Genomic DNA, 11,004 nt, shown 5'->3' with positions numbered 1-11,004 from the left:
CAACGGTGCTCGGCGCCTCTCTGACCGCCGCTGAGGCCTTGTTTCCGTCTGACCAGAGGCGGATCAACTTCATTGACATATGGTCGGCTACCTCATGTCTCACCGAATCCGATCCACCGCAGTTCAGCGCCGCTCAGCATGGATCAGATTCGGTGAGAGCTCACACCCAATCACGGAGTCCCGTACTTCGGGAGTCCGGGACCCTGTTACTCCGGAAGTACCGGAGTAACAGAGCCTGGTATCGGTGGGGCCGTGCGCACGGCCCCACCGGCGTCCCGACGTCACCGGCGCAGCAGCGACGGCACGAAGACGGCCAGCATCGCCAGGCCGACCAGAAGGGGCTCGCGGACGCCGGGGTGGACGTAGGCGAGGTAGCCGAGCAGGACGCAGGCCGTGCCCACCGCCAGCGCCTCGAACAGGTTCACGGACGGCGCCGGGACCGGCGGGCGGTGGTCCGGGCCGGGCCCGGGGGTGGATGTGGGCTCGGGAGCGGGCGGGGTGGTCGGTGCGGACGCAGCGGTACCTCCGGTAGATCGGGTCGTACGGTGGGCGGAGCATGAAGTGCTCCCGTCTCTTGCGTCGCGGGCAAGCAGCACAGACAGGAAGCAGACGGGCCCTGATTCAGGCGGCAGTCGCCTTCGGGGTGGCGGGCGGCAGCATGCGGCGCCAGGGGATTACCCCCGCAAGAGCGGACTGACCTCACCGAGACCGAGCGCAAGTGCCTCGACGAGCTGTGCGAACGCAGTCCTGCCCTGGCCACGACCACCCTGTACGCCCGCCGCCTGGCCTCGATGGTGCGCGAACGCCGCAGCGAGCACCTGGCACTCGACGTCTGGCCCGCCGATGTCCGCCTCGACGGACAACGAGAACTCCGCACCCTGGCCGCCGGCGTACGGCGCGACCGAGCAGCCGTACTCGCCGCCCTGACCACCACCTTCACCTCGGGAGCGGTCGAGGTCAACGTCACCAGGATCAAACTGCTGAAGAGACAGATGTACGGCCAGGCCAACTTCGACCTCCTGCGACGCCGAATCCTCCTGTCACCTTGATCAAACAGCCACCACCCCCAAATCAGCCACAGAGCCACATTCCGTGACGCGCACACGTTGAGTAGCGGTGAATTTTTTGAGAGTTCGAGGTCAAGATCGTGCACAGTAGAGGGATGTCCGAGTCGTCCTTGCCTGGTGGCTTTATCAATCACGTGGTGCGTGTCGGCGCCACGGTGCGCCGGCCCGCGTCGGCCAGTACGGGGTTCATCGGCGACCTGCTGAAGATGTTTGAGGCCAGCGGCTGGCCCGGTGCACCGCGCTACTGCGGCATCGACGAGGAGGGCCGGGAGGTCCTCACCTACCTCGATGGGCATGTGGCCTGGGAACCGCAGCAGCCCCCGGCCGTGTACTCCGACGAGAGTCTGCTGCGGGTCACGCAGCTTGTGCGGGAGTTCCACGACCTGACAGCAGGCACGGCACTGGCCGGATCACATGAGGTCGTATGTCATAACGACCTCGCGCCCAAGAACACGGTCTATCGGCCTGTCAGCGGTGCCTTGCGCCCGGTGGCCTTCATCGACTGGGATCTGGCAGCCCCAGGCGCGCGCATCCATGATGTCGCCCACGTTTGCTGGCAGTACCTCGGACTCGGGCCGAGCGTCGGAGACGCCTCCGAAGCTGCGCGACGGTTGCGGTTGATCGCTGACAGCTATGAGCTCGTGGACCGTCGTGATCTCGTCTCTGCGATCTTGTGGTGGCAGGACAGGTGCTGGCGCGGTATTGAGGCTGCTGCGGACTCTGGGGACTTCGCGATGATCCGTCTCCGTGACGCTGGGGCAGTGACAGAGGTGCAGGAGGCGTATCAGTGGGTCTCCGATCACCAGGACGATATGGATCGTGCCTTGCGCTGACCAACTGGGTGCCAGTCATCTCACGAACAAGAGCTGGTTACGGCTGAGTACGTGCTGCCTCTCTCCTTACGACAGCAGAACTCGTTTGCGGAGGAGTTGGAAGCCGGCGCGGCCGAACGTCTGGCGCTTGAGCATCTTGATCCGGTTGACGTGCCCTTCGACGACGCCGGAGTTCCAGGGCAGGGTGAAGCCGGCGATGACGGCGTCACGGTCGCGGTCGATGCCTGCGGCGAGGGTGTGGAGGCTGGGCAGGTCGTCCTTGCGAACGGCGTCGAGCCACTCCGGTAGCCGTTCGCGCCCGCGCTCGGTGAGCATCCGGGCGAAGAACCGGACGTGCCAGGTGAGGGCGTTCAGCTCCGGGCAATTGACCAGCACGGCCTTGAGCCGCATCTGTTCGCTCTCTGTGAGGGTCTCGGGGTGCCGCAGAATCCACCCTGAGACCGTCCGAGGGGTCGGCGGCCGGGCGGACGCCGTTCCAGGTGAGAAGCGATTCTCCCGCGGGTAAGCGCGAACTCGCTAATAGCTGCCCTTGTAGCCCTTGTAGCCGAATGGCACGATCTCTTCCCACAATGCCCAAGCACTGGTGCATCCCTGGTTCCAGCGGTCGTCCAGGTAGGGCTTGTATTCATCGAGGACGGTGGGGAGGTTTTGCCACTGCCCCTGGAAGAGGTCTTCGGGGGCGGCGTCGGCCAGGCGCTTGACGGTGCGGTGGATCATGTGGAGTCGGCTGCCGATTGAGCGTCGGCTGTGTTCTGCCGCCAGCAGGGTGTGGACGGTGGCATGCCTGTCCCGAATACGGTCGGTGAACCGGTGCCCTGTTGGCCGTGGTGATCCGGTCGTTTCCTTGGGCGGTGGAGCCGCAGCAGCGGACTCGGCTGGCTCACGAGCCAGGACTCCAAGGCAACGGCGGTGCTGGGCAACGCACCGCTCGGCAGCCTCGCTCAGGTTGTCGGGTCGGGTCCGGGCGCGGTTCCTGGATCGCTCCAGGACCGATTCCCGGACCGGCCCACCGAACCCGGCGAGCGACAAGACGTGACCCACATCACTCAAACTTCGCTGATAATGCTCACCCTCCGCTGCGAGAGGTCAACCGCTTACTGACCTGTCGCAGCGAAGGGTGAGTGTTCTCATCGAACATTGAGTGGTGCTGCCGTCAGGAGGACACGGTCAAGGCCAGCGAGGCGACGGCGGTGGCGAAGTAGAAACCGGGAAACGCGAGGTTGTAGAGCACGCGGGCCCGCAGATGGAAGGCGAGCGCGCCCAGGTAGAGCAGGACGAGACCGCAGGCCGCGGCGGCGCCGAGGGGGCGCAGCGCGGCGTCGAAGAGGCCGAGGAGGAGGCCCGCCGCACCCGCCAGTTTGAGGGCGGCCAGCCTAGGCAGCCAGGATCGGGGGACACCCACCTCTGCCGAGTTTGCCAGCACGAAGCGTGCCCCGGCGAGGTCGGCGGCGGCGCTACCGGCGTTGACGGCGGCGGTGAGCAGGGTGACGACGAGGAGCGCGAGCTGGGTACCGGTCATGCCTTCAGGGTCCGCGGGCGCTTCGGCACCGTCCAATACCTGCTTCTATAACCTGGCGGCATGGATGTGACCACGCGCCTGCTTCGGTACTTCGCCGCAGTGGCGGAGGAGGGCAGCCTGACCGGGGCAGCGGAGAGGCTGTTCGTCTCGCAGCCCGCGCTGACCAAGCAGATCCGGCGCCTGGAGGACGATCTCGGGGTACGGCTCTTCGCACGTTCACGGTCGGGGATGGCGCTGACCGAGGCTGGTCGTGAGCTCGCCTCGCGGGTGCCCGCACTGCTGGAAGGCTGGGACGAGGCGGTGCGGGCAACCGGCCGGGTGGCGCGGGTGCTGCGCCTGGGCTTCCTGGACGCGGGCGCGGTGGGTGCCGTCCCCGAGGTCATCGCCGAGTTCCGCCAGGCGCAGCCGGAGTGGCGGGTGGAACTGCGACAGTTCGACTGGTCGGAACCGAGCGTCGGCCTGGCCCGGGGTGAGGTGGATGCGGCAGTGGTGCGTCTGCCGTTTCCGGGACAGGAGAGCTTCAGGGTGCGGGAGTTGTTCGTTGAGGAGCGTGGAGTGCTGCTGCCGGCTCGGCATTCGCTGGCGAACAGCGAGACGGTGGAGTTCTGGGAGCTGTGGGACGAGCCGTTCGTCGCGGCCGGAGCCGAGACCGGAGCCTGGAGGGAGCACTGGCTGGCGGTGGAGGAGCGGGACGGGCACCCCGTTCGTGTCGGCGCCGTCACCAGCCGTCCCGACGAGTGGCTCGGAGCGGTGGCCGGCGGCTGCGTGGCGCTGGCCCCGGCGTCGGCGGCCCGTTTCTACTCCCACCCTGATGTGGTGTTCCGTCCGGTCCGCGGGCTCTCACCGATCCGGGTGGGGCTGGCCCGGCCTCGGGGGCGGACCCACGACGAGGCGCTGGATGAGCTGTTGGATGCCATCGCGCGGAGGGTGAGCCGGAGTTGACGACGGGACCGACAGACCGCCGGCGCGCTGCCCGGCCGGATCGGCACTACTCCCGGCGGCGGCCGGGTTGAACAGCTCGCCCAGCACGAGGAAACCCGCCGGTACCGCCTCGGCCGGGTGCGCATAGGTCATGACCGCCGACCTCGCCGACCCGATGGCACTCAATGTTCGATGAGAACTGTCCTTTGACAGCCAAGTTGGTCCGGTGCGATGCCCTGACCTGGGGCGACTAGGCTGGATGTCAAAGGACAGGCGGGCTGGCCTGCTCCCCACGGCGCTTGACCGGCGCCGTTCTATGTCACTGGCTGGCGGCAGACTGCGTGCATGGATGGTTCTCATGAATGTGGTCGCGGTGACCGTGCCAGGGTGACCTGGGTCAGCTCGATGGGTGGCCCGTTGATTGTCCTTCCGGATTCCTGCGTCAGCACTTGGGGTGGATGTACGGAGGATGGCTCTGTCCTGGGTGAAGAGGATGGTTGTGACGACTACGACCGGGCTTGCGCGGTGGACGGATGGGCTGGAGTGATCGCTGTAGGTGAGGGAGTTGCCACCGCGCTTGTGCTGGCCGATGAACCTGCGATGACGTGCTTCATGCCTGAAGGATTGCTGTTCGTACGGTGGTTGGCTGCGGATTCGGAGGAACAGTTGCTCGCCGGAGCCCAGGCGGTCTTGGCTGCCCCGGACACGCCTTGGGAGGAAGCTGGGCTGTGGGTCTCCGATGGTCCGGCGGCGCTCCTGGATTCGGCCGTAGCCGGTGCCGATCTCGGAGTGGCCTATCCGGGCGGCGGACAGCCTGAACAGGCTCTTGTGCAGATTCCGGCAGGACGGTGGCATGTCCGTGCAGTCCACGCGAAGACCGAGTCCGTGTGGGTGGGCGTGGTTCAACTCGTTGCCGAGGACAGTCCAGCCTGATCACCTGCCTTCGGTGACAACGCTCAAGGTTCGCTGACACAGGACATGAGGTTTGACTGCTCGCTTGTGGCCCGCCGATTCTGGCCCGGGCTGCGGACAACTGGCCGACCACACACGGCTCCGGGCCCGGATGGCCGGTCAGCTGGGGGTGCTGACGAACAGGGGATCGAGCGGATCGCCCTCGTACCCGACGCCGAGGCAAGCCGCGGCGACCGGTCCTCGGGAGAGCTCCACGAGCCGGGCCAGGGCTGCCGCTTCGGACGGCAGTCCGGCCGGATCGAGGCCGAGCGCCCGGGCCGCGCGGTCGCGTCGCCGGTCGAGGTCGGGCATGTCCTCCCGGTACTCGTCGGCGACCGCCTGGAGTTTTCCGGCCGTCCGTCCGGGAGCATCCCGCCACCACGGTGCCACCAGACACAGCCGCACCAACTCTGATAGTCCGAGGGCGAGCGGTCCGGCCTCGCCGCCGAGGCTGACGTACACCACGGGGCGTTCCTCCCCGCCCTCGCCGACGAAGCAGAACGCGTCACCTGAGCCCGCCCGCGCAAACTGCTCCAGCCGGGCTCCAGAGGCAAGTCGGAACCCGCCTTCCAGCTCCTGGTCGGTCGGGTCGTCGCGTCGGGATCCGCAACCTTGGCGAAGCAGTCAACGACCTCCTGGTCGGTACCCAGGAGAGGCAACAACGCGCCGTGGTGGGCGGGTACGTCGGCTGGTGCATTCGATCCGTTTACCTGGCAACCGTAACTGGGGCCTCCGACAGCGGCGGCGTCAGACCGCCAGAGGCCTAAAGCGTGTTGCAGAAGGCTGCGGGCGGGCAGGCCAGGGCCGGGATCGTGGCCGGTCTGGTCATGCGGCGAGGGCGAGGTTGTGCATGTGAGCGACCGCTTGGACAGCGTGGTGGAGGCCGGCGCCACGCTGGCGGCAGTCGCTGAGCATCTTGTAGTGATTCATGCGGGCGAAGGCGGGTTCGACGCGGGCCCGGACTCTGCGGTGTTCGGCGTTGTCTTCTTCCTCACCGGGCAGCAGGGCCCTGCCGGGGCGTTTGCGGCGCGGGACGACGAGGCCGGTGCTGATGTACGCGCCGTCGCCGAGCACGGTCACGCCTTCGCAGTGCCGGGCCAGGCCGGAGTCGCGCCAGGCCTTCGCATCTGCGGCGGTGCCGGGCACCGGCAGGGCTGCGGTGATGACCAGCTTGGTGTCGGCGTCAATGATGACCTGCACGTTCGCCGAGAACCGGTAGTTGCGTGAGGACGCACCGGTCTTGCGGTCGCGGACCGGGATCAGGGTGCCGTCCACGATCCACAGTCGCTCCACCTCGTCGACCGGACGCGAAGCCGGCTCACGCCGGTAGCGACGTGCGTCTTGTTCGGGCACCGGCTCGATCGACCAGCACGGGGCGCTCACCCGGCAAGAGGGCCGATACACAGGTCGATGTGCCGGCTTCGGCACGCCGGAGGACCGTGACGGCGATGGGGCGCCGAGTGCGAGGAGGCCGCCTGAACGAAGGTTCTGTCGGCACACTGACGGACCCTCATGCCAGAGTGGGACCTGGCAGATTTCCCCTTGTCACACCACAGGACAGGAGCAGCCCGGATGGGTTTCTACGACCGCCTGGAGGAGCTGTACGGCCTCCCCGCCCTGACGTTTCCCGCGCAGGGCGCGACGACAGTGCTGCCCGCACCCGACGCAGTGGCCTGGCGGATCACCGGCCAACCCGACGCCGTGGCCTGGCGGTTCTCTGAAGGGGAGCCCCTGCCCGAAGAAGAGTGCTGGGACGAGGTCTTCGACCGCTTCTGCACCGAGGTCGACACCACGCGGGTCCGTGCCCTGATCGTCGGCAACTGGGACGACCCCGATGACATGAATCCCTCCGAGGCAATCAAAGTACTGTTGGCCGCGCGTGATCGGCTGCCAGCCCTGCGGTCGCTGTTCCTCGGGGACATCGTGGCCGAGGAGTGCGAGATCTCCCGGATCAGCCAGACCGACGTCACACCGCTGTTGGCCGGCTTTCCCGCGCTGGAGGAGTTCGGTGTGCGCGCGGGAGAGGGCAACCTCCTGGGAGAAGCACTGCGGCTGGAGTTCCCCGCCCTGCGCCACGACGCGCTGCGCAGCCTGACCGTGCAAAGCGGCGGTCTGCCGGTGGACGTCGTCAGGGGTGTGGGGGCGAGCGAACTGCCCGCGCTGGAGCACCTCGACCTGTGGCTCGGCATCTCGGAGTACGGAGGCGACTGCAAGGTCGCGGACCTGGAGCCGTTCCTGTCCGGCGCCCGGTTCCCCCGGCTGCGGCACCTGGCCCTGCGCAACAGCGAGCTCCAGGACGAGGTCGCCGCCGCCATGGCCTGCGCCCCGGTGGTCGCCCGGCTCGAGGTGCTCGACCTGTCGATGGGCACCTTGAGTGACGACGGCGCCACTGCCCTTCTCGCCGGCCAGCCACTCACCCACCTCAAGAAGCTCGACCTGCACCACAACTTCCTGAACGAACCGTTCGTGCAACGGATACGCGAGATGCTCGAACCCGCAGGCGTTGAGGTGGACGTCGACCGGGGCGACGCGGAGCAGGACGATGATGACGACGGCACCGTTCGGCGTTATGTCTCCGTGGGGGAGTGAACCCCGCACGAGCCGTCGAGGAAGCGGTGTATCAAGGCGGTGGAAGCCTGCTCCTTACATGGAGCCTGGTAGCGGATCGACGCCGTGGGGGACGCTCGGTCGCAGCGTCGGCGTGTCCGGCTTAGGGCGCGGCGGCCGGGGCCGGGTCGGAATTCGCCGGCACTCCGGTGTTGTCCTTCGGGTGCTGAGCCCCACCAGGGGATGAGGCGGGAGAGCCCCGCCGGATGGAGGTACCACCGTGATCGTCCGATTCCTGGGCGGCCCGCTCGCCGGTCGCGTGCTGAGGACCACCAGCACCCCCGGGCCGGAGACTGGCTCACGGCCGGTGACGCCGACTGGGGCCTGTACGTCCCCGCGCAACGCGCCCCGGCGACCGGCACCGTCCTGGCGGAGGCCCGGGTCACCCTCCCGCGCCGCCGGTAACGGCCCGCCCCGCCACGCAACGCCGCGCGGTGACGTACGAGACCCCAGGGCCCTCACGACGGGCCCGGAGTCTCGCGTGGGCGGGGGAGCGGTCAGAGGTTCTCCCAGTAGCTCTCCCGCTCAGGGAGGCCCGAACGGCTTGACGGACCAGCAGGTACAGTTCCTGCCCTCGTACAGCTCCCCGTCACACTCCTCGTGGTGCTCCCGCACCGGCCGGCGCTTCGGAGCCACGGACGCGGGCTGCGCCGGGGCGGCACGCAGGCCAGGCCCCACGATTCCGTACGGGCTCGGCAGAGCCTGAGCAAACCCGCTGGCTGGTGAAATTACGCCGTCGCAGTGGGCCGTTGAGCAGTTCGGTGATCACGCCGCGGAGGTAATACGGCATGTGGTCATGGGTCTGGCAGCTGGTCAGCAAAGCGCCTACGAGGTGCAGGTGGCGGCCCAGAAGGCGGGGGTCGAGGACAAGCGCGCCTACGGCAGCATGTGGGCCACGCGCTACGGACAGGTAGTCGTGCAGTTCAAGCTGGCTGAACTCCCCGGCTATGAGGCCCGCAAGCCCAAGGGGGCGTCATACAGCCTGGCGGTCGTCAACGGGCGAGTGCTGATCCCCTTTCGGCACGCCGACTCGCTGAAGGAACCGAACTCTCGTGCCCTGGCACAAGCTTGGCCTTCTTGATCGCGTACTGGCCGAGGCGGTTCCGGATGCTCGCCTTGTCCATGACGGCGATCAGCGAGGGCGAGACCGCCCAGGGGTTCGAGTGGGGAGTCGGGATGTCGACACCGGAAGTGGTGCTTCACACCTCGATGCCGGTGGGGTCCATGTTCACCGTAAAGAGTGATGTTCAGCCCCGTGAGACCTGTGCCAGAACGCGCCCTGCGGAGGCTGATGCAGGCGATGTGCTGTCGGGTTTTTCAGTTCCCGCAGTGGGCCCAGGCGGGTCGGCATCTGGGGCGGCTGTGGATGAGCCTTCTCGGAGGTGTCCACTTGTGTTCGGTGGTCAGCCTGCGGAGCTCCGTCCTGCTCGATGCTGCGCTAACGCCCGGGCGAGATGCCGTACTCGTAGCGGAAGTTGGTGTCGAACGTGAATTCCGTCGAATAGCCGACGCCCAGGCCCACCTGAGACCGGCCGACTCCGACACCGTTATCCTCACCCGTCTACACCCCCGGCCCGACGACGGCTGGGAACTCGCCCGTGGTGAACAGCAGACTCAACTGGAAGGCCCGTTACGCGGTCCGCTCCAAAGTGGAGGGGACCGCGTAACGAACTCGGCCACGGACACCCGCGTCGTAGATCAGCCCGCCGTGAGCACGGCGAGCACCTGACGACGCGGGTCCGGCAGGCCGGGGCGGCGGTCAGCCTCCCGTCGGCGCGGCCTGCGGAGCCGGGACCGGAGCCAGGTAGAACCGTGACCGGGCGATCAGTCCGTCCCGGGCCCACATGATGGCGGGCCCGCCCAGCACAGTGGTCGCGCCCTCCGGTCCGGTACCCACATACTCGAACTCCGCCCAGAGTTCCGGGCCCGCGGTGGCGCGGCGCAGTACCCGGCCCCGTATGTCGGGGAGGCGGCTGAAGATCGCGGTCCAGTTGGCGAGCACCTGCTCGTTACCGGTGAACCCCTCCGCGGGGCGGTGCGGCACCTCGGCTCGGTAGTCCGTGGTGAAGCAGTCCGCGACCTTCTGAGGGTCATGCGAGTTGATCGCCTCTACGAGGCGCTCGACCGGATCCTGTGTACTCATCGTGCTCATCTCCATGTCGTCCAGCGTCGAGCTAGGTTCCCTCGACGTCTTCCGGTCGTCGGGCACCCCGTACGAAGCGGGGTTACGAGACCGGAGATCAGATCGCGGCGGCTGGGGCCCGTCGGAAGCGGGGGCCTTGAAGAGCCTGTTCTCGATCCCGGACTACGATCGCCTTGGCGTGCGTCCACTCGCGTCGGCAGTTGTTGCCTACTTGGCAGGCCGAGGAAGCCGGACGACCCTGGGCGGCGGCGGTGACCGCCACTGCCGAATTGATCCGGAGATCCCGTACATGCCGATGGGCCGGCTGTGCCGGCACTGCCTCGTCCGGCGCCGCCGGCAGCCGCACCGCCCGCACCCGCCGCGCCGTCCTGCAGCGCTGCTCCCACGCCCTGTTCGCCGACGGCGGAGTCGGCCTGAACGGCCACGAGGGCGTCGTGCTGCTGGGCTGACTGAGAGCCTGTTGCTCTATCGATCTTGGTGGGTGGGAGTCGAATGCTCGTCCCGGCCGGGTGGGTGCGCGGATGGCTTCAGGTATGCAGGGTGGGGCCGGTAGGTAAGTTCTTGGATGCTGCCGTCGAGTGTCCGGCTGTCGAGCAGTTCGAGGTCGAAGTCGGCCGCACCTTGGAAGATCGGGTGATCTCCGGTCTGACCGATGATCACAGGGAAGAGTGTCACCTGGACACGGTCGACCAGTGTCGGCGGTCAGTGGGAATTCCCCAGCGGCGGCCACTTGGCGGGGAGCTATCTGGCCGCCAGTGGTCACTCTGCGTTCCCGGATGGTTCGTCGTTCTTGATCGGTCCCGGCGGCAGCTAGGGCCTGGCTGGCTCCGGTGGCACCTGGATGGGGTTGTTGCACATGCCGTAGCGGCATGTGGTGGGGTCGGGGCACCACAGCACGAAAGGCTCTGTCTGCGATGTACCCCTCCCTCACGCCTCCCCGGCAGGTCAAGATCGGTGATGCCG

12 protein-coding genes and 3 pseudogenes are annotated in these 11,004 nt (G+C 67.8%); 7 read left to right on the top strand and 8 right to left on the bottom strand.

Going from position 1 to position 11,004, the window contains the following annotated elements; genetic code table 11:
* Positions 1-281: 281 nt before the first annotated feature.
* A complete protein-coding gene (locus ACFXKG_RS40725; protein ID WP_384850523.1) occupies positions 282-425 on the bottom strand; it encodes a hypothetical protein in 144 nt (47 codons plus the stop codon).
* Between the two features lie 270 nt (positions 426-695).
* Between ACFXKG_RS40725 and ACFXKG_RS40720 the strand changes: the two are divergent.
* Together ACFXKG_RS40720 and ACFXKG_RS40715 are read left to right on the top strand one after the other, a co-directional pair.
* Positions 696-1,049 (top strand): annotated as a pseudogene (locus ACFXKG_RS40720) (transposase); the annotation flags it as partial.
* Positions 1,050-1,162: 113 nt separating this feature from the next.
* Positions 1,163-1,900, top strand: a complete 738-nt coding sequence (locus ACFXKG_RS40715) for a phosphotransferase (RefSeq protein WP_384850520.1) — start codon at positions 1,163-1,165, stop codon at positions 1,898-1,900.
* A gap of 66 nt (positions 1,901-1,966) precedes the next feature.
* Here the strand turns inward: ACFXKG_RS40715 and ACFXKG_RS40710 are convergent, their stop codons facing one another.
* From ACFXKG_RS40710 to ACFXKG_RS40700, 3 genes are all read right to left on the bottom strand, one after another.
* A complete protein-coding gene (locus tag ACFXKG_RS40710) occupies positions 1,967-2,290 on the bottom strand; it encodes a transposase (protein ID WP_384850517.1) in 324 nt (107 codons plus the stop codon).
* A 126-nt stretch (positions 2,291-2,416) separates the two neighbouring features.
* On the bottom strand, positions 2,417-2,617 hold the full coding sequence (locus ACFXKG_RS40705; protein ID WP_384850514.1) for a hypothetical protein: 201 nt from the start codon (positions 2,615-2,617) through the stop codon (positions 2,417-2,419).
* Between the two features lie 436 nt (positions 2,618-3,053).
* Positions 3,054-3,419 carry a DoxX family protein gene (locus ACFXKG_RS40700; RefSeq protein ID WP_384850511.1) on the bottom strand — a complete coding sequence of 122 codons (366 nt, stop codon included), beginning with the start codon at positions 3,417-3,419 and terminating at the stop codon, positions 3,054-3,056.
* Positions 3,420-3,479: 60 nt separating this feature from the next.
* Between ACFXKG_RS40700 and ACFXKG_RS40695 the strand changes: the two genes are divergently transcribed.
* Together ACFXKG_RS40695 and ACFXKG_RS40690 are read left to right on the top strand one after the other, a co-directional pair.
* Positions 3,480-4,361, top strand: coding sequence for a LysR family transcriptional regulator (locus ACFXKG_RS40695; RefSeq protein WP_384850508.1), 882 nt, complete (start codon positions 3,480-3,482; stop codon positions 4,359-4,361).
* Between the two features lie 366 nt (positions 4,362-4,727).
* Positions 4,728-5,273, top strand: a complete 546-nt coding sequence (locus ACFXKG_RS40690; protein ID WP_384850505.1) for an Imm21 family immunity protein — start codon at positions 4,728-4,730, stop codon at positions 5,271-5,273.
* A gap of 138 nt (positions 5,274-5,411) precedes the next feature.
* Here the strand turns inward: ACFXKG_RS40690 and ACFXKG_RS40685 are convergent, their stop codons facing one another.
* Positions 5,412-5,756, bottom strand: a complete 345-nt coding sequence (locus tag ACFXKG_RS40685; RefSeq protein ID WP_384850502.1) for a hypothetical protein — start codon at positions 5,754-5,756, stop codon at positions 5,412-5,414.
* Between the two features lie 360 nt (positions 5,757-6,116).
* Positions 6,117-6,611: pseudogene (locus tag ACFXKG_RS40680) on the bottom strand (transposase family protein); the annotation flags it as partial.
* A gap of 252 nt (positions 6,612-6,863) precedes the next feature.
* On the opposite strand from ACFXKG_RS40680, the gene ACFXKG_RS40675 reads away from it, so the two are divergent.
* Positions 6,864-7,880, top strand: coding sequence for an STM4015 family protein (locus ACFXKG_RS40675; RefSeq protein ID WP_384850500.1), 1,017 nt, complete (start codon positions 6,864-6,866; stop codon positions 7,878-7,880).
* An 814-nt stretch (positions 7,881-8,694) separates the two neighbouring features.
* Positions 8,695-8,979, top strand: coding sequence for a hypothetical protein (locus tag ACFXKG_RS40670; RefSeq protein WP_384850497.1), 285 nt, complete (start codon positions 8,695-8,697; stop codon positions 8,977-8,979).
* Positions 8,980-9,657: 678 nt separating this feature from the next.
* On the opposite strand, the gene ACFXKG_RS40665 is transcribed toward ACFXKG_RS40670, so the two are convergent.
* A complete protein-coding gene (locus ACFXKG_RS40665) occupies positions 9,658-10,041 on the bottom strand; it encodes a nuclear transport factor 2 family protein (RefSeq protein WP_384850494.1) in 384 nt (127 codons plus the stop codon).
* 251 nt (positions 10,042-10,292) lie between these two features.
* Between ACFXKG_RS40665 and ACFXKG_RS40660 the strand changes: the two genes are divergently transcribed.
* Entirely contained in the window at positions 10,293-10,490 is a 198-nt protein-coding gene (locus ACFXKG_RS40660; protein ID WP_384850492.1) for a hypothetical protein, read from the top strand.
* A 94-nt stretch (positions 10,491-10,584) separates the two neighbouring features.
* On the opposite strand, the pseudogene ACFXKG_RS40655 reads toward ACFXKG_RS40660, so the two are convergent.
* A pseudogene (locus ACFXKG_RS40655) lies at positions 10,585-10,734 on the bottom strand (deaminase); the annotation flags it as partial.
* Positions 10,735-11,004: the final 270 nt, after the last annotated feature.

This window comes from Streptomyces sp. NPDC059255, assembly GCF_042752355.1.
Classification (GTDB): domain Bacteria; phylum Actinomycetota; class Actinomycetes; order Streptomycetales; family Streptomycetaceae; genus Streptomyces.
Note: the sequence above shows the minus strand (reverse complement) of the source record. Positions and strands in the feature narration are given on the sequence as shown.